Here is a 20,824-nt window from a genome sequence, read left to right on the forward strand (position 1 = left end):
AAAGAGTGCAACAAGCCACAGAAAAAACATTAGGTCAAACAGTACGCCGCTCATTATTGATATCACTCGGTATTATATTAGCTGCCACCTTAATGACAGCACTCTATATTGGCTGGAATTATCAGCGGCTAACGATAAAGCTGGCAAATAATTTTTTACAGCCTTATCAAATGCACATAGAGCACCTTCGCTTTACACCGCTGACTTTTACCCATTTTCAGGTGCCAAAAGTCAGCTTGACGGTCAATGGTAGCGATATTGAAATTACCGATCTTGATATTATACTTGAGCCCGATAGCAAATTATGGGCAATAGGCGTAAATGATCTACGCTCGCTATCGGCAAAACAACTTCAAGTACAGCTCGCCCCTAACATATTACGCCACTCTTCGACGCCCAGTCACGACACAAGCTCCACTATAGCGCTCGATTTTTCAGACTTACCAGAGATACAAATAGGCCAGACACTGTTTAGCGTAAAAGGCGTTTCCGCCACTAAACTTAATATGGCCTTAGACTACCTAGTACTAGATAGTAAAGGTCACTTTAGTAGCGCCATCAGTCATAATCAGCAGCCTGTTTTTGCATTAGATGCACAGTTGTCAGCTACGCAGTGGCGTGCAACCACACGACTCGATTTAACGCAATTACAACAGCTAACATCAGCTATTCGGGCGGCTGAAACAGCTTTATTTACAGTCAACCCGACAACAACACCGCTATCGACTAGTCGTATCATCGATACTAATGTCGCCCTAAGCAGCCCACAAGATAGCAGTTTATTAGCCCCCTTGTATGCTCTACAAGCAGCGATTAACGCGCAGAAGATCGATTTTTCTGCAACGTTAGATTCAACAATGACATTGGCAATAAAATCCGCACAATTACAATCGACGCATCGATTAAATCAGCTGCAAATAGGATTGAATGCATTCGCAGGATTACAACTTACCCCAAGTCTGATTGTAAATGGCGGCGATGATGCTACCACTGACAATAAAACAACTCCCCCAATTCAGTCCACGGGCCCACTAACGCCAACTGGCCAATTGGCATTTAACATTGACGGCCATATCACTGATTTAAAACTCACCCTACTGCCTTTTGAGCTGCCAATAGCATTAAATGCGCAACAGACAGCAACGGCGAATAAAAGTAGCGCGCCTCAGCAGCTCATCAGTTTACTTAATAAGCTGGATGATGTTCCTCTAGAACAAGCTCTGGCTCACCTATATCAGGTATTAACAACCCATGGCAATGCTGACCAGCCACAAATGGGCCCCATAATCCGCATCACAGTTGCAGCCCCTCTCGTATATCGACTTAATAAAAGGTCTTTGTTACTACCAAAACTAAGACTTGCCGTCGAAAATACAAAACTGGCCGCAGTGGTTCATCTACAAGATATCCATTACGATTTGTCGCTCCCAATCCAAAGCAGTCAAACCTTGCAAAATGATGACTACAGACTCACTTTTGACTGGCAACTACAAGCCAGCCATCAACAAAATATAATCATCAATACGCTATGGCCAACGTTAGTAAAGCTGCCTTACGAGGTCGCAATAGATAGCGCTTCCCTCGCCCTACAAGGATCATTTACTGCAGAAAATAACCAAGATAAGTCAACATTTGAAGTCACAGTGTTACCTCAAGCTACACAGCTTACCCAAGGGATTACGATCTCGCCTAACAAAGAACATTTAAATAATCAAAATGGTTCAATCATCACCGCAAGTATGACTCAAACCCAACTGGTACTAGGCTCAAAGGCAAGTTACCGTTTTGGCAACGGGCAAACCAATATTTCGATTCCGGCACTACAATACCAAATTCAAAGTGCTGAACTAAACCAGCAAAGTACTGATGAACAACAAACTCATTATCAATTATTGGTCGATGTAATCGACATCGCGTTAGCTGCGCCAATTTCTTTGCAATTGACCGCGAAGAACTCAACTCCACCTATCAACCAATTGCTGCAACATGAACTCACTAACCAAGTTGGCTTTTCGATAGATAATCTAGTATTAGATAAATCAGCTTTAGCTTTGAAATCAAACAAAGTAGCCAAGATAAAAAAATCTCATCAACTAGTCGAGCAAAGGTTATTGCATTTAGATCAGGTCGAATTGAGCCAGCAATTAGACCTTAACGCTAACAAGCTCACTACCGAAGAGATTTGGCAAATAAATGGCTTGAATTTGTTTAGCCTGCACCAGTATCAGCCAGAGTATAGCAATCCAAGCCAGTACCAATTAGCGGGTCAATGGCAATTTAACAGTGAGTTTGAACCTATTATCGCCTTTTTAAGCCAAAGTAATTCACTGCCAGAGTCATTAGATCTTAACGGTAATGCATCTATCAACATGCATTACCGCTTAAACCGCAACAAGTACACTCGATTTTCACTCACGTTGAAGCCGCATGTTGCAGACATTCAAGGAAGCTTCGCTGATTTGCCCTTTGAAGGCGGTAATATAGATACTCAATGCCAATATCAGTGGCAACAACTGCAATCACAGAGTAGAACCAGCAACTTTAACTGTGATGATATTAACCTTTCATTGCAGGCATTTAATCCTGGAGTATTGCTTACCGACATAGAAGCAGAAGCTGCCGTCTCTTTTAGTACCGACTCTAGTCAAGTCCTCACCGAATCCAGCAGCAATGGTCAACATAACCTTGCCTTACCGGCGGAGCTATTTGGCGTTCAACAAGCATCCTTTAACCTTACCGCAAAGGGAGATCTGCTCGGTGGTCAGCTGCTTATTCCACAATTTCAACTAAACCTAAAACAACCCTCTTCAGCTTACTTTGTAATGCAGCAGATCGATCTTGAACAATTACTTGAAATTCAGCCACAGGTTGGTATTTATGCTGATGGTATTTTTGATGCTGTACTGCCTGTGACTCTTGAAAATGGCCAAGCAGCAATCAGTGGCGGCCAGATAGCAGCAAGGGCGCCCGGAGGATTAATAGCAGTTAGCGGTAATCCTGCCGTTGATCAAATGCGCCTAAGTCAGCCCTATCTTGAATTTGCATTTTCGGCATTAGAGCATCTGGAGTATTCTGAACTATCCAGCAGCTTTGATATGGATTTTTTAGGCAATGCCTTACTCAAAGTCAATGTCAAAGGTAAAAGTCGCGGGATTGAACGCCCTATCCACTTGAACTATTCTCAAGAGGAGAACATGCTACAGTTACTTAAAAGTTTACAAATAGGCAATAATCTACAAAATCAGATTGAAAACTCAATACAGCAATAAACAATTTGGCGTTAACGATAGATTTTTTATCTAATAGACATCAAGACAAAGAATATTTACTCTACCCTTTTTATTATGAAGTAAGGATAAGTCATTGAAGATATTTAATATCCCTAAATCGACTCTGAGCATACTCATTGCAACCTTTGCCATAATCGGCTGCAGCCCTACGGTTAAAATTGAGCCTCCAGACAAGCCCATTGTCATTAATCTCAATGTCAAAATAGAACATGAAATTAAAATCAAAGTCGACAAAGAACTCGATGAGTTGCTCGCCGACGATGAACTTTTTTAACCTAAGGATAAGAAGGAGTAATCAATGAAATCTAAAATACTAATACTGTTTGCTAGCCTATTACTTAGCTTCAATGCCTTGGCTATCTCTTTGCAAGACGCAAAAGCCCAAGGGTTTGTCGGTGAGCAGACAAATGGCTACTTAGGCCTTGTGAAAGAGACTTCTGACGCTAAAACCTTAGTTAGTTCAATTAACGCTAAGCGTAAATCCCATTATCAAAAAATCGCGAAAAAGAACAGTCTCTCTATCAGCGATGTTGCTAAACTCGCAGCAGAAAAGGCCATTAAAGCAACGAAGAAAGGCCATTACATTCAAACTACTAGTGGTAAATGGGTCAAAAAATAGCGACCATTTATCTGTAATTAGTGAAGGTGAGTTGTCTATCCCCATAAAAAGCCCGTATTAAACGGGCTTTTTTTATTGAGTCATTCGCTTAAGTTAATCTTCTGCCTCATTATGAGCGGGGGCACTCACCAATGGTTTACTTCCATCGCCAGAAGTACTCACATCAGCATTGTCTCGGTCAGCTCCCTTAACCAAACTATCTTCAATGTTAAGCCAGGTAATAAATAGCTCATACCAAATTGCCAATATCACGGCACCGAGAAAGAGTCCAATAATTCCTGCGGTGATCATGCCTCCAATCGCACCAATTAAAATAATGGGCATCGGCACATCAACTCCACGCCCCATCAACATCGGTTTTAAAAAACTGTCTGATACACCCGCAATCAGTACCCAAACGGTAAATATTGTCGCACCAGTTGAATCATGGGTTGAAAACACATAAAAAATTAACGGTAACACAACCAGTAATGGCGGTAGCTGGGCTATCCCTAAAATAAATACGATAAAGGTAAACAAACCCGCAGCAGGAATACTAAAGGTAAACAGTGCTGATCCAATCAATACCGCTTGAATAAAGGCAACGCCCACCACCCCAAGTAGCACACTTCTAATTGTGGCAGCAGTTAATGTTGTCCATTCCTCACCATGCTTACCAACAACTTTCACTGCAACTGTGCTCACGGCAGCAGCTGATTTTTCCGCATGTGCCATAAAGCCACCAGCGATAGCTAACGAGACCACGAACATCACTAAAGTACCAAGACCACTACCCAATACTCCAGCCATCGTGCCTACTGCTGATTTAATTTGTGGTAAAAAGTGCATAACCGCTTTTTCAAGGTTTGTCGAAAACAGTGCCCATGCATCAAATAGCTTATCGCCGATTAAGGGGATATCCGCCACTTTTTGAGTCGGACCAGGTATTTTTATCTCACCAGTCTGCACGACAGCAATGGTATGACTTATCCCTTCAAAAATAGAGCTAGAAACCAAAACAAATGGAGTCACAAGCAAAGTGATCCCCGCAAGCGCCATGATGGTTGCAGCTAAACCACGCCGCCCTTTAAGTGCCTTTTCCAATTTTTGAGTTAACGGCATTAATGCCACAGCGATAATCGCTCCCCATAGCACGGGGATAACAAAGGGTTTGATAATGTCATAAGTCCAGATGATTAAAATAAATAATAAGCCGATGCGAATGGCTGATTCCATCATATTGGTAATAAACAGTTTACTTTGATTGTGCTGCATTGGGTTTTCCATATTAACGTTCCTGTTCTGTCTCTTTTTGAGCCAAGCCTGCACTCACTAAACTCGCAACAACAATCGCCATATAAAACACACCAGCAATTGCCTCCATATATACCACTACCTGAGCAAAAGGCGTATCGGGGCTGATATCGCCATAGCCTAACGTCGTTAAGGTTACAAAACTAAAATAGGCCATTTGAGAAAAGTTTTGCCCCCAGGGTATCTGTTCTATCCCGGTAAAAGCATTAGGTGAAAAAGCTAACACAAGTAAATAGACTAAAGCCCACTGTAGACCAAGCAGTAAAAATAGTGCAATCGAACCAACGACTTTATTGCTATTAACTGCTCCAGAAAATAGTATCTGCCTTGAAATTGAGCTAAATGTTCCCCAAAAAAAAGCAAACATAAGTACCAACATAAGTAGATCTATATGAGGTACAACAACCAGCTTTTTGAGCAAAATTGCTGCGACCCAAATGACGATCAGCGCCTGCATAAAGCGCTTCCAACTTTTATCGACACCTAAACTAACGACGCATACTAAAAAAGTCACTGCGATAACCCCTTCAAGAACGGTTTCCACCATTCCATCGGCAACAGAGCGCACGAGAGATGCACTCAATAAAAGTACTATTAGCGCGGCGGTCATGTAATAAAAATTATTATGCTTATTAATTTTATGCTCAAACACGCTCAAATCTCCCTACATGCGTTGTTATGACGAACCTTGGCAAACTCCCTATTAAACATCGCACATAATTCACATAGATCAATGTTTAGCACAGCATGATTTTGCAGTTAATCATAAGAAACTGAATTACAAATTAGTGAAAGACACTGAGGTGTTAGATAAAATAAATTTTAAGCTATAAGCCATTGGTTTAGAGTCATCTTAGCCATGCGTATATCGTTTAGAATACTAACTTAATAGAGTAAAATCTGTTGCTCACTGAGGACAAGTTTATTTTGACCTAAATAGCCTAAACCATTATGGTGTCGCCCCTAATAACTACAATAAATATAGGATGTCACTTCTCTAAAGAAGTGGTTAACAATGCCATGCCATCATTCAAGCCTGCGCTACTGTCTGCTTCACTGTTATTTATGCTAGTACAACTTGGAGTTATGCCAGCAGTAAATGCGGCAGGATCTTTTTATGCCACTCAAGAGTTGCAATCTCAATCCCCCCAAGCATTCGCACTGCAACCCGAAGCTCGAGCGTTTATATTAGCCGCTCAACCTAAAACAATTGCTGATGCTAACAGATTAGTTGAGCTCATTTTAGCTGATGACGGTTTAGTCACCGCACTGGCCCATTGGGAACAGCTATCAATCAATGATCAGATCCCCTACTTACGCAAAATCTTCGCATTAGAGTATCGTTCTATGGGGATAGAGCAACCGAAACTCATCATCGATAACCATAGCTACCCTAACAAAATGGTCTACTTTGACTTCGATATATCTCATTTTGCACCATCCCAGCGGTCAAAGATTGATAGCTTGAGCACCGGCACGGTTTATCTAAATCCGGACAAATTAGCGACTCAGGACAAATTTGCCAGTTTGGCATTTCTTATCCACGAAACCCGCCACTCTTATCAGTTTCAGTTGAGCCAACAAGTTAACAACAGTGCAAACCAGGCCACACTTGCTTCAGGCTATGTAGCCGCATTCAGTGCACAAAAGTCGTTAACTGGTTTTGGTTTTAGTGACTTTTTAACCCTGCTTAACGAATTTGAAGCTTTTCAGTATGGAAATTATGTTTTAGGTCAATTAACCGATTGGAGATTAGACCTTATCGGTATGGGGACATTCGCAAGCCAGTTTGATCACCAAGGTAAGTTAAAAATTGATTTAGCAGAGCTGATGCCATCAGCAAGCACTGATACCAGTGCCAAAACGACAACATCTAACGAATTGAGTCTGCTTGAGAAATATAATCTAGCGGCAAAAGAACAGTATCAACTACGACAAGCAGCTAGCGCCCTGTGAAAACGCCAAACCCTTTAGCCTTTATGTTGCTGGCAATGTTGTCAGCAATTTTAATGGCCACGATAGGCATTTTTGCTCGCTACACGCAGCTACCTGCTGAGCATATAACTTTTTACCGGCTCGTGATTGGTGCAAGCTGTATGTTAGCCTTTATGATTTTTACTGGTAAGAGTGACCAAATTAACCATAGACCAACTAAGCGCACCATTATTAACGGCGTGATGCTCTCTAGCTTTATGGTGTTTTACGTACAAGCTATCAACTATATCAGCATGGCCAATGCCGTAATGCTTCTTTATCTAGCGCCGATTATGACCGCTATCTTTGCCCACATTGTTTATAGTGAAAAGCTTACTAAGGTAAACTGCGGATTCATTGTATTAGCATTGTTAGGCTTCCTATTGATGCTACCCACCGATAGTGACACCTTGAGTCAGCACCAAGGAATGGGCTACTTATATGCCATTATGGCGATGCTAAGCTATAGCGGCTTTATGCTCATCAACCGTAAGCCTAGTCAATCTACGCCCTATCAAAGTACTTTGGTACAACTAACCGTCGGCGCTACCTGTTTACTGCCCTTCGTTGTCATCACACCAATAATGCCCTCTGCGGCACAAATGGGTTGGTTAATTGCCATTGGGGTCTTGCCGGGATTTGTTGCCATACTTTTTGCCGTAAAAGCACTACGCGTTTTGCCAGCAGTATCTTTTGGGACCCTTGCCTATTTAGAACCCGTTGCCGTCGTGATATTTGCTTGGTTGCTATTTGCTGAACAGCTAAGCGCCATACAGTTATCTGGTGCACTGCTAATTATAATATCAGGGATTGCCCAAGGTTTTGTCATCAGAGCACGGCAGCCAATAAAAGCCTCTGTTACTGAGTAGATCCATCCTCAACACTGTTTTATGAGCTAAATTTAATAAAAGGCACTGTCGGTTTTTATTATCAAAGCAGCTTTACATGGGGGAAATATGCGTCAGATCACCATAGATTGGCTCAGACTATTTCGCTACTCGTTACTGTTCATCGCATTTAGCCTGATTGTGACTATATTGATGCTAATTTACTTTTCAAGCAGCCTTGAAGAGGCTTGGCAAAAAGGATTAATGCTGACGTTAAAAGAGGTAGAGATCACCATTGAGCTAAGCCTAACGCTATTTATTTACATTAGTTTTCCGGTGTTACTGTTTCGATTTATGTACTACTTTTCGAAGATGCTTTATCGAGGTAGACGAGACGGCGTGGCAATTTTGACCTATAAAACGCTATTTAACCCACTTAATTTTTTGCTGTTCCCAAGCCTGCTCAATCCAAATGGGCTGATGTATCGAAGACGTTGTATTTTAGCGCTGCTGTTACTGCTATTAATCTACTTAGTTATTCTGTTAATCACCTAATCCCAGGCTAAGGTTACTTAATCTGCTCTAAGAATTTAACCACATTGTTCAAATTTCGGGTTCTAGCCATAGGCGGCAGTGAATTTAAAAATGCTTGGCCATAGTGTCGATTAACAATGCGGTTATCACATAAAATAAGTACTCCGCGATCTTTTTCATCACGAATAAGTCTACCAACCCCCTGATTTAGGGAGATAACAGCTTGTGGCAATGAGATCTCGGTAAAAGGATCTTTACCTTCCCTAGAGATGCTCTCGCTACGGGCACGATAGAGATTATCCTCTGGCGATACAAAGGGTAATTTGTCAATAATCACACAACTCAGTAGCCTGCCTCTCACATCGACCCCTTCCCAAAATGCGCCGGTACCAAGTAAGACTGCATTGCCTAGCTGGCGATATTTTTTAAGCAGGCTCTGTTTATTGGCCTGGCCTTGTACCAGCAATGGGTACGACACCCGCCGTTGCAACTCGATAGCGACCAGCTTGAGCATTCGGTGACTGGTAAAGAGAATAAATGTGCGACCTTTTGCCGCTTCGATGGCTTTAATGCATACATCGACAAATTGCGGCAATATAGCATTATGGTTACTGACGCTGGCTAAATGACGAGGCACACAAAATAGCGCATTATTCGCGTAATCAAATGGGCTGTGTAGTAACAACTCTTTGCATTTACCTATGCCTAGTTGCTTGGTAAACAAGCTTAAATCTTGATTTATCTGTAAGGTTGCCGAGGTAAATATCCACGCAATATTTTCATCAAACAGTTTTTTACACTCCTTGGCAACATCTATCGGTGCGATTCGAAGCATCAGATAACGATGTCCATAATCAATGCTGTAGGCAGCCTGATTGTTCTCACACAGAAAAAATAGTTCTAACTTTGCTGTTTGAGCCTCTAATTTTTCGAGTGCATCGTCCAGGTTATCACTGCGTCCAACATGCCCTTGTAGCAAGGACTGCAAAGCGCTTAACTCTTTTAACACCCCCCAAGACAGTGCTGATAACGCCTTATTGCTTAGCATTCGCCGCCAATCGGTATCGCCAGTTGCAAATAGCGCTTGATGCCACTCATGTAACAAAGTTAAGCAACGTGCACTCAATAGCTCGATCTGCTTTGCATCGCGTAACTCGGTGCGATAAATATCGGCAAAACGCTCCAGTAGCTCAGCAATTAACCGCGTTGAGCACTGCTGGCCAAAATAGGTAACGGCGATATCAGGAAGTAGATGGGCTTCATCAAAAATCACCACATCAGAATCGGGCAGCAATTCAGCAAAGCCTGTTTCTTTTATGATCCTATCAGCCAAAAACAGGTGATGATTTACCACGATGACCTGAGCATCCATGGCTCGATTTCGCGCCTTGCGGGTAAAGCAAACGTCGTAGTGGTCACAACGTTGACCTATGCAGCTCTCTTTTGCACTGTTGATCAATGGCAATGCTGCCGAGTTTTCAGACACAGAGACTAAGCCGCCAAGGTCGCCATCAACCGTCTGCCCAGCCCATTGATTTATTCTTAACAGATCATCAAGAATTTGGCTATCCATCGAACTTGCGCCCGACAACTCCTTCTCCATCAGATGTTGGCATAGATAGTTATTACGACCTTTAAGCAGAGCGACTTTAGGCGTGATCCTTAGCATTAACAGTAGTGCAGGAAGATCTTTGTAGAATAGCTGTTCTTGCAAGTTTTTACTGCCAGTGCTGACGATGATCTGCTTATTACTCAGTAGTGCAGGAATTAGGTAAGCAAAGGTTTTACCGACTCCAGTGCCCGCCTCAACGACCAAATTATCACAGCTGGTTATCGACTCACTGACAGCTTCAGCCATCTGTTGCTGCACTTCGCGGCGGCTAAAGCCTTTAATGGCCTTTGCAAGCACACCGTCAGCGGAAAATGTCGACGCGACCTGTTGTGTCAATCTCACACTCAAAAACCACCGTACTTAGTTGTCATAAAGTCCAACATCATTGCATTAGAAGGTAAAAATCACTGAAGTGTAACGTATGCCGCTTTTAGGTTAAATAGCCAAGCAGCTTCAATAGCTGCTCATTTAACAGCTCTATGGGGTGTAGCGATAAATGACATTCTCTGCTTCTTTATTAATATGCATCAATCAAATAAGTATTAAACCCGACAAAAGAGTTTGCTATGATTGTCTTTTTTATAGAACAGTTAGCATTATTCTTAAGCTCGCGGTTAAATAAAGTGACATTTAGATGAACATTACTCATATGCAAAAATAGTGGTTGCAATCAGTTGTAAAACTGATTAATTTAAATGCATCGCAATTGAAGAGTGTCTTCAGTTGGCAGATGTTTTGGTCATCAGACCTCACCGAAAGTCATTTATTGAGAACAGAATATGATACAGCTTACGAACACTATCCATCATCATCACCATATGCGGTAGCCTTCGGAAGCTCACTGCCGAAGGACTCATTCCTTCTGGCGGTTGATTCAAGAATATCAAAAACCCCTAGAAGGAATTCTAGGGGTTTTTTGGTTTTAGATTAACAGATTGTTTTATAAACATTTTTGAATCAACTTAAAGGAAGTAACCATGTCAGAGTCAACAAGATTAAGAATTGCCATCCAAAAGTCAGGTCGTTTATCTAAAGAGTCACTGAAATTATTAAAGAGCTGTGGCGTAAAATTCAACATCAATGAACAGCGACTCATCGCCCACTCTGACAACATGCCTATCGATCTGCTCCGTGTTCGAGATGATGATATTCCAGGCCTTGTGATGGACGGCGTTGTCGACTTAGGTTTTATTGGCGAGAACGTATTAGAAGAGGAGCAGATTGAGCGTCAAACCTTAGGAAAGCCTGCTGAATGTATCAAACTGCGCCAGCTTGATTTTGGCGCTTGCCGTTTATCGCTCGCCGTACCTAACGAGTTTAGCTACCAAGATGCTAACTCACTAGAAGGCCTGCGCATTGCAACGTCTTACCCCAACATACTACGCCGTTATATGCAGCAAAAAGGCATCAGCTACAATGACTGTATGCTAAAGGGCTCTGTTGAAGTCGCGCCAAGAGCTGGACTGTCTGACGCCATATGTGATCTTGTATCAACGGGTGCAACCTTGGAAGCCAATGGCTTATACGAAACTGATATCATCTATCAGTCAATGGCTTGCCTCATCCAGTCTACAAAAAGTCAGCCAGATGATAAGCAAGCATTAATCAACAAAATACTGTCGCGGATCAATGGTGTTGTTCGTGCAAAAGAGAGCAAATATATCCTGCTTCACGCACCGACTGAAACGCTTGAGCAAATTGTCGCGCTACTCCCAGGAGCTGAAAACCCAACGGTATTACCGCTAAATGATGATACCAATCGTGTTGCGATCCACGCAGTCAGCACAGAAGATCTTTTCTGGGACACGATGGAAGAGCTAACCAAGTTAGGTGCCAGTTCTATTCTTGTTATGCCTATCGAAAAAATGATGGGGTAAGCGGATGGACATTCTCAATTGGCAAACGTTAACCCCAACGGCAAAGCAAGCTGCACTAACAAGATCGCCTTTAATCGGCGATGCAAACCTAGAGCAAAGCGTAGCCGCGATCATTGATGCGGTTGTTAATGATGGCGATCAGGCACTGCGTCGTTTCAATGAGCAGTTTGATAACGTTGATATCAACCAGCTCAAGCTCTCAAAAGATGAGATAGCTAATGCTTGCGCAGCAGTACCAGACGACTTAAAGCAAGCCATAGCTCAGGCTAAAGGGAATATTAATGCCTTTCACCAAGCGCAAATCCCAACCAAGGTTGATATAGAAACACAGCCGGGGATCCGCTGCGAGCTTAGAACTGAGCCAATTGAGAAAGTCGGCCTGTATATTCCAGGTGGTACGGCGCCGTTAATTTCAACGGTACTCATGCTAGCACTACCCGCGAAAATAGCCGGTTGTGCCCAGCGAGTTCTAGTCAGCCCGCCTCCTATCAATGATGCGATCATATACGCTGCCAATGAATGTGGCATTACTGAGATCTATCAAGTTGGCGGCGCTCAGGCGATTGCCGCGTTAGCATTTGGCACAGAATCTGTACCGCAAGTCGACAAGATTTTTGGCCCGGGTAACCGTTTTGTGACTGAAGCTAAACGCGCAGTAAGCCAAGATAGTCGTGCAACGGTAAGCATTGATATGCCTGCAGGCCCGTCAGAAGTATTGGTGATTGCAGATGCGGATGCCAATGTCGAGTTTGTTGCGGCTGACCTACTTTCACAAGCTGAGCACGGTCCAGACTCTCAGGTCATGCTGGTGACGAACTCAAGCATAGTGGCTGATAAGGTAAATCAAGCATTAATCCAGCAACTAGCGCTACTTTCTCGCGCAGAGGTGGCAACCACTGCACTAAGTTGCAGCCGCACATTACTCGTTAGCGATATGGTGGAGGCTGCAGCAGTATCCAACCTTTATGGCCCAGAGCATCTCATTATTCAAACCGCAAACCCACGAGACGTGCTTGCTGATATTCGTGCAGCAGGTTCAGTATTTTTAGGGGCTTATACGCCAGAGTCTGTCGGCGATTATGCCAGCGGCACTAACCACGTTTTGCCAACCTACGGCTACAGTAAAACGGTCTCAAGTTTGTCTTTAGCAGATTTTAGCCGCCGATTTACAGTGCAGGAATTAACCCCTGAAGGCTTGATTTCTTTAGGGGATACGGTGATGACATTAGCGGCGGCCGAGCAGCTCGATGCTCATAAAAATGCCGTTGCACTTCGCCTTGCATCGCTTGATGACAATGCGCTTAACAAAACCAGCTTCAAAACAGACAGTCAGGAGGCATGATGAGCACAGCAAACAATCTTGCCCAGCGCCTAGCCAGACCGGAGCTGCTAGATCTCCAAGTTTATCAGTCGGCGCGCCGCATCGGTGGACAGGGTGATGTTTGGGTTAACGCCAATGAATCACCGTTTAATAATAGCGATTTAGTAGGGGTAAATCGTTATCCAGAGTGCCAACCCCCCGCCTTGATTGACGCTTATAGCAGTTATAGTGGAGTGCCTAGCAACAGCATATTAGCTGGGCGCGGCGCAGATGAAGCGATAGAAATTCTGATCCGCACTTTTTGTACCCCAACACAAGATGCAATTGCCAGCTTTGGCCCCACTTATGGCATGTATGCCATCAGCGCCAAGACGGCCAATGTCGCAGTCAATGAACTGCAATTAACAGCTGACTTTCAGCTGCCAAGTGACTATGGCTCTCAGCTCCACAAGGCTTCAGCTAACGCAAGTGTCAAAATAGTGTTTATCTGCAACCCTAATAACCCAACGGGCAGCGTTATTCCAAAGGCTGAGCTTATTAAGGTTATAGACAGTAATCCCCAGCGGATCATTGTCATCGATGAAGCTTATATTGAGTTTAGCCCTGAGTATTCAGTGGCAGATCTTGTCGAAAGCCGCGCCAATTTGGTGGTATTGCGTACGCTATCAAAAGCATTTGCGTTAGCGGGTGCCCGCTGTGGTTTTTTACTGGCCAACCCAGACATCATTGATATGTGTATGCGAGTAATAGCCCCCTACCCAGTGCCGCTCCCCGTGAGTGAGTTAGCCGTAAAAGCACTCAGCCCTACAGGTCTTGTCACCATGCAAAGCCAAGTGGATGAGATGAGTCAGCAAGGACTGCGGTTAGCGCAAACATTACAAACCTATGGTGCAGCTGTGGTCAAAGCCCATGGTAACTATGTATTAGCCCAATTTAGTGATAGAGCGGCAGTGTTACAAAAATTGACTCAAGCTGGCGTCATCGCAAGAAGTTACAGCGATAAACGTTTGGCGGATTCGATCCGCTTTAGTTTTTCAAATCGGTCGCAAACAGATTATTTGGTAAAGCTGTTTTCAACTTCGAACTAACAAAAATAATGATAGCTTGGCTACTAGGTTAAACAGCTCAAGCCAAGTGCAATCTAAAAGAAAACTGGAAGGTATTATCACCATGAAACAGAAAATTCTCTTTATTGACCGAGACGGCACGATTATCGAAGAGCCAGCCATCGACAAACAGGTCGATAGCCTGGCAAAACTAGTGTTTGAACCAAACGTTATTCCAGCATTATTAAAGCTTCAGAAAGCGGGTTACCGTCTGGTTATGGTCAGCAACCAAGATGGTCTTGGAACTCCCTCTTTCCCTAAAGAAGATTTTGATGCACCGCAAGATATGATGATGCAGATCCTAAGCAGCCAAGGCGTGAAGTTTGACGAGGTTCTGCTTTGCCCACATTTCAATGATGAAAACTGCAGCTGCCGCAAGCCAAAACTTGGGCTAGTCAAAGGCTACTTAACCGCTGGCCGTGTCGATTTTACCCAGTCTGCTGTTATTGGCGATCGAGACACCGATATGGGCCTGGCAGAATCAATGGGAATTGAGGGCTTACAGTACAACCCACAAAGTCTTACTTGGGATGACATTGCCGATAAACTTTTGAGTAAAAACCGCATCGCGACGGTAGTGCGCACCACCAAAGAGACCGATATCAAGGTGACTATCGATTTGGACTCTGGCGTAAAAGGCAGTATCGATACGGGGATCGGATTTTTCGACCATATGCTTGAGCAAATTTCAACCCACGGTAACTTTAAGATGGACGTTAATGTCGATGGCGATCTAGAGATTGATGATCACCACAGCGTTGAAGACACCGCGCTGGCGATTGGTGATGCACTGCGTCAAGCATTAGGTGACAAGCGTGGTATTGCACGATTTGGCAATGCATTTGAGCAATCGATCCCGATGGATGAAGCCAGTGCTGAGTGCTTGCTGGATCTGTCAGGTCGCCCGTTTATCAAATTCTCGGCAGAGTTTGAACGAGAAATGGTAGGTACAATGGCGACGGAAATGGTGCCGCACTTCTTCCGCTCCTTTGCTGATGGCCTGCGATGTACCTTGCATCTCACCACGTTAGGCGACAATGATCACCACAAGGTAGAGAGCCTATTTAAAGTGCTTGGGCGTACGTTACGCCAAGCTGTTGCCATTGAAGGAGATGCGCTGCCATCGAGTAAAGGTGTGCTATGAGTCAGCTAGAGTCTCCCAGTCAAAATATCGAAGCGATCACCGGCACGACGGTGATTATAGATACCGGCTGCGCTAATTTAAGCTCTGTACGCTACGCTTTTGAGCGCTTGTTATTATCAAAAGACGAACGTAAAAACTTGATCGTGACAGATGACATCACAGCGATTAAAGCGGCGACTCGCGTCGTGTTGCCTGGTGTTGGTACCGCAGGTGCCGCAATGGCCTCATTGCATAATAAACAGTTAGTTACAGTGATTCAGTCTTTAACGCAACCCGTTTTAGGGGTGTGCTTGGGCATGCAGATGCTGACCCAAGTATCAAAGGAGCGTGGCGCAACTGCCGTTGATTGCGAATGTTTAGGGATTATCCCAACCACTATTGAGCAGTTAGACAGTAAAGGGTTACCGCTGCCACACATGGGGTGGAACCAGATAACGCCTTCTGCGCACCCGATATTTGATGGCATCGACACCGGCGCCTATGTGTACTTTGTGCACAGCTATCGCGCGCCAATAAGCGATTACACTATTGCGACTGCGAACCATGGCGAGTCTTTTAGCGCTGCAATCGCCAAAAACAATTTTATTGGCTTGCAGTTTCATCCCGAGAAAAGTGCCACTGTCGGCGCGAAGATGCTTGAGAACTTCTTACAGATGACACAATCAAGCTTTGAAAGTGACGATAACCAGCAGCAAAAGGCGAAATCATGATAATACCAGCAATTGATCTGATAGAAGGCCAAGTGGTTCGACTCTATCAAGGTGATTATAATCAACAGACTACATTTGACTTAAGCCCTTTAGCACAGCTGCAATCTTATCAAGAGCAAGGTGCAAACTTGCTACACATTGTTGACTTAACCGGCGCTAAAGATCCGATGAAGCGTCAAACCCGGCTAATAGCCAGCTTGGTTAGAGGACTAGATACACCCATTCAAGTCGGCGGTGGGATCCGCACGGAGTCCCAGGTCAGTGAACTATTAGAAATCGGTGTCAGCCGAGTAGTGATTGGCTCTTTAGCAGTAAAAGAGCCGGAATTAGTTAAAAGCTGGTTTTTAAAATATGGCAGCGATGCCATCTGTTTAGCACTCGATGTGAATATCAATGAGCAGGGCGAAAAGATAGTTGCGGTATCGGGCTGGCAATCAGGTGGGGGCAAAACCCTTGAATCCTTAGTGGCAGAGTTTGAGACCGTTGGCTTAAAGCATGCATTAGTGACCGATATTAGTCGCGACGGCACTTTAAAAGGCGCCAACAATGCGCTTTATCAAGAGATAAGCGCGACTTATCCAGATATCGTTTGGCAAGCATCAGGCGGCATTGCAACCCTTGACGATGTTTCTGCGGTAAAAAACAGCGGCGCCAATGGCATCATCATAGGTAAAGCACTGCTTATTAAGCAATTTACGGTTGAGGAGGCGATAGAATGCTGGCCAAACGCATAGTCCCCTGCTTGGATGTAAAAGAGGGCAAGGTCGTTAAAGGAGTACAGTTTCGCAATCATGAAATTGTCGGTGATATCGTGCCATTGGCCGCTCGTTACGCTGAAGAAGGCGCCGATGAGTTGGTATTTTATGATATTACTGCAAGTGCTCATGACCGTGTTATCGATAAATCTTGGGTTAGTCGTGTTGCCGAACGAATTGATATCCCTTTTTGTGTTGCCGGCGGGATCAAAACAATCGAACAAGCCCGAGAAAAACTGGCTTTTGGCGCCGATAAAATATCGGTCAACTCCCCCGCCCTTAGCGATCCTAGTCTGATTGAAAGATTGCAAGATGAGTTTGGCCGTCAATGTATCGTCATCGGAATTGACTCCTATTACGACCACATCAGCGATAGCTACAAGGTGAAACAGTTTACCGGTGACGAGTCTGCGACCAAAGATACCCAGTGGTACACCCCTGATTGGGTCGAAGAGGTTCAAAAGCGCGGTTGCGGAGAGATCGTGCTTAATGTGATGAACCAAGATGGTGTGCGCCAAGGCTACGATATTGAGCAACTATCGATGGTACGTTCCTTGTGTGATGTCCCTTTAATCGCATCTGGAGGCGCTGGTACTATGGCTCACTTTAAAGACGTATTTACCTTAGCCAATGTTGACGCTGCATTAGCAGCCAGCGTATTTCACAAAGGCATCATAGATATCCAAGAATTGAAGCACTACTTGCGTGATAACAAGATTGCAGTACGTATTTAGACTGGCTCAAATGACTGATTTTATTAAACTGGCTTACATAAACTGGTTCTTAAAGTAGTCGCTAATTACGACTCTTATAAATAACATTTTATGAATAGCGATTTGTGAAAAGAAAAGAATTAAGGATGTAATATGACATCGCTTTACCAATCAACAGCAGATGACCGTGAATTATTGAGTCAATTAGACTGGGAAAAAACCGACGGTTTAATCCCTGCAATAGTACAAAACCACTTAAGTGGCAAGGTGCTTATGTTGGGTTATATGGACCAAGCAGCGCTAGACAAAACCTTGTCTACTGGCCAAGTGACTTTCTTTAGCCGCAGTAAAAAGAGGTTATGGACTAAGGGGGAAACTTCTGGCAATACACTAGATTTAGTCGCTATCGATATGGATTGTGATAACGATAGTCTATTAGTGCAGGTGATCCCCAATGGCCCTACTTGCCATAAGGGCACTGAAAGCTGCTGGAAAGACGGTAAATCCCACAGCTTTATCGATAACCTCAGTACATTGATTACTTCTCGAAAGGGCCAAGACCCAAAATCGAGTTATACCGCCTATCTGTTTGACCGCGGCACCAAGCGTATCGCTCAGAAAGTCGGTGAAGAGGGGCTTGAAACAGCATTAGCCGCCGCGACTAATGACAAGCCAGAGTTGATTGATGAAGCCTCAGATCTTATCTATCACTTGCTAGTGTTGCTAGAAGACCAAGCGCTGTCACTTGAAGACATCACAAGCAATCTAATGAAGCGCCATAATGCCGCTAAAAAAGCATAATCAACATCAAGACTAGCTATATCTTTAAAGGTATAGCTAACCTTTTCACATTTCCGCTCATATTCCCCTAACTAAAACAATCAAATAAAATTAGTGAATAATACTTTTAGTAACAGTTACATCCGTTGCGATAGCCTATATACTCCACATTAATGAGCCAACTCTTATTGGGTATTTGTTATGAGCCGTTTTATCAACTCACTTGCCTTAACTTTTGCACTTTTATGCTCTCTCTTAATCCCGTCAGCTACCGCAGAAAAACTCACCTACCTGATCATCGCGGCACAAGCTGAGCCCTATCAAATCAACAATGAAGCCGATCAAATCCAGTCAGGGATCATCACTGACATTGTTGCTGTAATCTCGCAGAAAAGGAAACTTGAAATAGATAATCAGGTCATGCCGTTTAAGCGCTATCTATATGAAATAAAACAGCAGCGATATCCAAATTGGATCAGTTATGGTTCACCTAAATGGCGCGCAGAAGATGGAGAACGCACGCAAAATAAACGTCTTTCTAAGCAGGCATTATTTAGCGCTGACCATATTATGCTGTCACTTAAAAAGAGTGATAGTAAAACTAAAAAGTTTACTGATTTAACCAACAAAACTGTCATTTTATTAAATGGATTTGATTACCCAGGATTAGTGCCAATTCTAGCGCAGAATGAGATGGCCACACTCGAGGTAAATAGTCATAAGAGTGCACTACTAGCGCTTAAAAATGGTCGAGGTGACATCTTCATCGAGATGAAGAGCCGAGTTTTATATAGCATTAAACAGCACCAGATAGATGCATCAATATTTGCCTACGCTGATATTGGCGAGGCTATTGCACCAGTTGAGATCCATCTTAGTTACGGAGATGGTGTTTCACAGGCGCTTGTCGACTGGATCGATCTACAGATTTTACAGATGAAAGCTAACGGTGAGATAGCGCAAATAATTAAGCGTTATCAATAGTGATAGCTAGCTGATTTTCTTTTATTAAGAACACTGTTTTTGAAGAGGATAAAACCGTGCTTGTCATAGTGTCGCCAGATCTAAGTTCTGATACAATCTGCGCCACTAAAATTAAGCTTCTTAATAATAAAAGTGTGCCCTATGAATCTTGCAGATAAAGTTTTAGTCGTAAATGACAACCTTCCCATCCGTACCGACAAGCCAGTCCACTCAGGAAAAGTTCGCAGTGTTTACTGGTTAACAGCAGAAGACAGTGCTCGCTTAATCAAAGATAAAGGCTATGACGTTCCTGCTGACGCCCCATTAGCAATAATGGTTATTAGTGACCGCATATCTGCTTTTGACTGCGTCTGGCAAGGTGAGAACGGTTTAAATGGTGTTCCTGGAAAAGGAACAGCGCTAAACGCTATTTCAAATCACTGGTTCAAGCTATTTAAAGATAAAGGTTTAGCTGACAGCCACATCCTTGATATTCCACATCCACTGGTATGGATAGTACAAAAAGCTCGCCCAGTGATGATTGAAGCGATTGCCCGCCAATACATTACTGGCTCAATGTGGCGTGCTTATAGTAAAGGTGAACGAGAGTTTTGCGGCATTACCCTGCCTGAAGGTTTAGTAAAGGATCAAAAGCTACCAGAGATCCTAATTACCCCTTCAACCAAAGGTGTGTTAACTGGCCTTGAAGGTGTACCAGAAGCCGATGATGTCAATGTCTCACGTAGCGACATAGAGCGTCATTACAAAGGCTTTGAGTTCAGCAACACTCAAGACATCGATCTTTATGAAAAGTTACTCTCTGAAGGCTTTGACGTGATAAGCGCTGCATTAGCTGAGCAAGATCAGATATTTGTCGATACCAAGTTTGAATTTGGTTACGTCAATGACGCTGCAGGCAATGAAAAACTCATCTATATGGATGAAGTTGGCACTCCAGATAGCTCTCGTATTTGGGACGGGTGTTCTCATCGTGACGGTAAAATCATTGAGCAGTCGAAAGAAGGTTTCAGGCAGTGGTTACTGAACCACTTCCCTGATGCGGATATTTTACTCAATAAAAACCGCATGGAAGAGCGCTTAGCACTTGCAACTAACAACAAACTGCCAGAGTCCGTTATGATGGATATCTCCAATACTTATGTTGGTATTGCTGAAAAAGTGATTGGTAAGAAGCTTCATATCAGTGAGAACCCGAAGCAAGAGATCATCGATACGCTGCGCAATGAATACCAGCTCATCGTGTAAGCGCCATTACACTAGCCATTAAATAAAAAGCCGCAATTTA

General features: G+C 43.6%; 19 protein-coding genes and 1 other annotated feature. Of the genes, 16 read left to right on the forward strand and 3 right to left on the reverse strand.

The window, feature by feature from the left end; all coding sequences use genetic code 11:
• Window positions 1-5: 5 nt before the first annotated feature.
• The 3 genes from JK628_RS12850 (at window position 6) to JK628_RS12860 (ending at window position 3,909) form a co-directional block, all read left to right on the forward strand.
• Window positions 6-3,269: a YdbH domain-containing protein gene (locus JK628_RS12850; RefSeq protein ID WP_202285014.1), complete on the forward strand. Its 3,264-nt coding sequence runs from the start codon at window positions 6-8 to the stop codon at window positions 3,267-3,269.
• A 94-nt stretch (window positions 3,270-3,363) separates the two neighbouring features.
• Window positions 3,364-3,564, forward strand: a complete 201-nt coding sequence (locus JK628_RS12855; protein WP_202285016.1) for a YnbE family lipoprotein — start codon at window positions 3,364-3,366, stop codon at window positions 3,562-3,564.
• 24 nt (window positions 3,565-3,588) lie between these two features.
• A complete protein-coding gene (locus JK628_RS12860; RefSeq protein ID WP_202285018.1) occupies window positions 3,589-3,909 on the forward strand; it encodes a YdbL family protein in 321 nt (106 codons plus the stop codon).
• Between the two features lie 93 nt (window positions 3,910-4,002).
• Here JK628_RS12860 and JK628_RS12865 read toward each other — a convergent pair whose 3' ends face one another.
• Together JK628_RS12865 and JK628_RS12870 are read right to left on the reverse strand one after the other, a co-directional pair.
• Complete coding sequence (locus JK628_RS12865) at window positions 4,003-5,175, reverse strand: AI-2E family transporter (protein ID WP_202285020.1); 1,173 nt, start codon at window positions 5,173-5,175, stop codon at window positions 4,003-4,005.
• A gap of 1 nt (window position 5,176) precedes the next feature.
• Window positions 5,177-5,854, reverse strand: a complete 678-nt coding sequence (locus JK628_RS12870) for a potassium channel family protein (RefSeq protein WP_237524012.1) — start codon at window positions 5,852-5,854, stop codon at window positions 5,177-5,179.
• A 368-nt stretch (window positions 5,855-6,222) separates the two neighbouring features.
• Between JK628_RS12870 and JK628_RS12875 the strand changes: the two genes are divergently transcribed.
• The 3 genes from JK628_RS12875 to JK628_RS12885 all read left to right on the forward strand — a co-directional run bounded on the left by JK628_RS12875 (window position 6,223) and on the right by JK628_RS12885 (window position 8,558).
• Window positions 6,223-7,158 carry a hypothetical protein gene (locus tag JK628_RS12875; protein WP_202285022.1) on the forward strand — a complete coding sequence of 312 codons (936 nt, stop codon included), beginning with the start codon at window positions 6,223-6,225 and terminating at the stop codon, window positions 7,156-7,158.
• Complete coding sequence (locus tag JK628_RS12880) at window positions 7,155-8,045, forward strand: DMT family transporter (RefSeq protein WP_237524013.1); 891 nt, start codon at window positions 7,155-7,157, stop codon at window positions 8,043-8,045. The genes JK628_RS12875 and JK628_RS12880 overlap by 4 nt, the downstream gene beginning before the upstream one ends.
• Before the next feature lie 87 nt (window positions 8,046-8,132).
• Entirely contained in the window at window positions 8,133-8,558 is a 426-nt protein-coding gene (locus JK628_RS12885; RefSeq protein ID WP_202285024.1) for a hypothetical protein, read from the forward strand.
• A gap of 13 nt (window positions 8,559-8,571) precedes the next feature.
• Here JK628_RS12885 and JK628_RS12890 read toward each other — a convergent pair whose 3' ends face one another.
• Entirely contained in the window at window positions 8,572-10,497 is a 1,926-nt protein-coding gene (locus tag JK628_RS12890; protein WP_202285026.1) for an ATP-dependent DNA helicase, read from the reverse strand.
• 454 nt (window positions 10,498-10,951) lie between these two features.
• Window positions 10,952-11,071: a sequence feature (His leader region), on the forward strand.
• A gap of 55 nt (window positions 11,072-11,126) precedes the next feature.
• Between JK628_RS12890 and hisG the strand changes: the two genes are divergently transcribed.
• The 10 genes from hisG to JK628_RS12940 all read left to right on the forward strand — a co-directional run bounded on the left by hisG (window position 11,127) and on the right by JK628_RS12940 (window position 20,784).
• On the forward strand, window positions 11,127-12,026 hold the full coding sequence (gene hisG / locus JK628_RS12895; protein ID WP_202285028.1) for an ATP phosphoribosyltransferase: 900 nt from the start codon (window positions 11,127-11,129) through the stop codon (window positions 12,024-12,026).
• Between the two features lie 4 nt (window positions 12,027-12,030).
• The gene (gene hisD / locus JK628_RS12900) at window positions 12,031-13,368 is read left to right on the forward strand and encodes a histidinol dehydrogenase (RefSeq protein WP_202285030.1); all 1,338 of its coding nucleotides are present in this window, start codon (window positions 12,031-12,033) and stop codon (window positions 13,366-13,368) included.
• Entirely contained in the window at window positions 13,368-14,435 is a 1,068-nt protein-coding gene (hisC, locus tag JK628_RS12905; RefSeq protein ID WP_202285032.1) for a histidinol-phosphate transaminase, read from the forward strand. Before hisD ends, hisC begins: the two co-directional genes overlap by 1 nt.
• A gap of 82 nt (window positions 14,436-14,517) precedes the next feature.
• Entirely contained in the window at window positions 14,518-15,597 is a 1,080-nt protein-coding gene (hisB, locus tag JK628_RS12910) for a bifunctional histidinol-phosphatase/imidazoleglycerol-phosphate dehydratase HisB (protein WP_202285034.1), read from the forward strand.
• Window positions 15,594-16,307 (forward strand): imidazole glycerol phosphate synthase subunit HisH, encoded by a 714-nt coding sequence (gene hisH / locus JK628_RS12915; protein WP_202285037.1) that lies wholly within the window; start codon window positions 15,594-15,596, stop codon window positions 16,305-16,307. Before hisB ends, hisH begins: the two co-directional genes overlap by 4 nt.
• Window positions 16,304-17,041, forward strand: a complete 738-nt coding sequence (gene hisA / locus JK628_RS12920; protein ID WP_202285039.1) for a 1-(5-phosphoribosyl)-5-[(5-phosphoribosylamino)methylideneamino]imidazole-4-carboxamide isomerase — start codon at window positions 16,304-16,306, stop codon at window positions 17,039-17,041. The genes hisH and hisA overlap by 4 nt, the downstream gene beginning before the upstream one ends.
• Window positions 17,023-17,796, forward strand: a complete 774-nt coding sequence (gene hisF, locus JK628_RS12925; protein ID WP_202285041.1) for an imidazole glycerol phosphate synthase subunit HisF — start codon at window positions 17,023-17,025, stop codon at window positions 17,794-17,796. The genes hisA and hisF overlap by 19 nt, the downstream gene beginning before the upstream one ends.
• Before the next feature lie 132 nt (window positions 17,797-17,928).
• A complete protein-coding gene (hisIE, locus tag JK628_RS12930) occupies window positions 17,929-18,576 on the forward strand; it encodes a bifunctional phosphoribosyl-AMP cyclohydrolase/phosphoribosyl-ATP diphosphatase HisIE (RefSeq protein WP_202285043.1) in 648 nt (215 codons plus the stop codon).
• Between the two features lie 180 nt (window positions 18,577-18,756).
• Window positions 18,757-19,539, forward strand: a complete 783-nt coding sequence (locus JK628_RS12935; protein ID WP_202285045.1) for a substrate-binding periplasmic protein — start codon at window positions 18,757-18,759, stop codon at window positions 19,537-19,539.
• 141 nt (window positions 19,540-19,680) lie between these two features.
• Entirely contained in the window at window positions 19,681-20,784 is a 1,104-nt protein-coding gene (locus JK628_RS12940; protein WP_202285047.1) for a phosphoribosylaminoimidazolesuccinocarboxamide synthase, read from the forward strand.
• Window positions 20,785-20,824 lie beyond the last annotated feature (40 nt).

Origin of the sequence: Shewanella sp. KX20019 (assembly GCF_016757755.1) — a bacterium.
GTDB lineage: Bacteria > Pseudomonadota > Gammaproteobacteria > Enterobacterales > Shewanellaceae > Shewanella.

Bases quoted from the DNA above. Each gene is read 5' to 3' on its own strand.
- JK628_RS12860 (WP_202285018.1), top strand. From the start codon at position 3,589: ATGAAATCTAAAATACTAATACTGTTTGCTAGCCTATTACTTAGCTTC.
- JK628_RS12865 (WP_202285020.1), bottom strand. From the start codon at position 5,175: ATGGAAAACCCAATGCAGCACAATCAAAGTAAACTGTTTATTACCAAT.
- JK628_RS12875 (WP_202285022.1), top strand. From the start codon at position 6,223: ATGCCATCATTCAAGCCTGCGCTACTGTCTGCTTCACTGTTATTTATG.
- JK628_RS12885 (WP_202285024.1), top strand. From the start codon at position 8,133: ATGCGTCAGATCACCATAGATTGGCTCAGACTATTTCGCTACTCGTTA.
- hisG (WP_202285028.1), top strand. From the start codon at position 11,127: ATGTCAGAGTCAACAAGATTAAGAATTGCCATCCAAAAGTCAGGTCGT.
- hisD (WP_202285030.1), top strand. From the start codon at position 12,031: ATGGACATTCTCAATTGGCAAACGTTAACCCCAACGGCAAAGCAAGCT.
- hisC (WP_202285032.1), top strand. From the start codon at position 13,368: ATGAGCACAGCAAACAATCTTGCCCAGCGCCTAGCCAGACCGGAGCTG.
- hisB (WP_202285034.1), top strand. From the start codon at position 14,518: ATGAAACAGAAAATTCTCTTTATTGACCGAGACGGCACGATTATCGAA.
- hisH (WP_202285037.1), top strand. From the start codon at position 15,594: ATGAGTCAGCTAGAGTCTCCCAGTCAAAATATCGAAGCGATCACCGGC.
- hisA (WP_202285039.1), top strand. From the start codon at position 16,304: ATGATAATACCAGCAATTGATCTGATAGAAGGCCAAGTGGTTCGACTC.
- hisF (WP_202285041.1), top strand. From the start codon at position 17,023: ATGCTGGCCAAACGCATAGTCCCCTGCTTGGATGTAAAAGAGGGCAAG.
- hisIE (WP_202285043.1), top strand. From the start codon at position 17,929: ATGACATCGCTTTACCAATCAACAGCAGATGACCGTGAATTATTGAGT.
- JK628_RS12935 (WP_202285045.1), top strand. From the start codon at position 18,757: ATGAGCCGTTTTATCAACTCACTTGCCTTAACTTTTGCACTTTTATGC.
- JK628_RS12940 (WP_202285047.1), top strand. From the start codon at position 19,681: ATGAATCTTGCAGATAAAGTTTTAGTCGTAAATGACAACCTTCCCATC.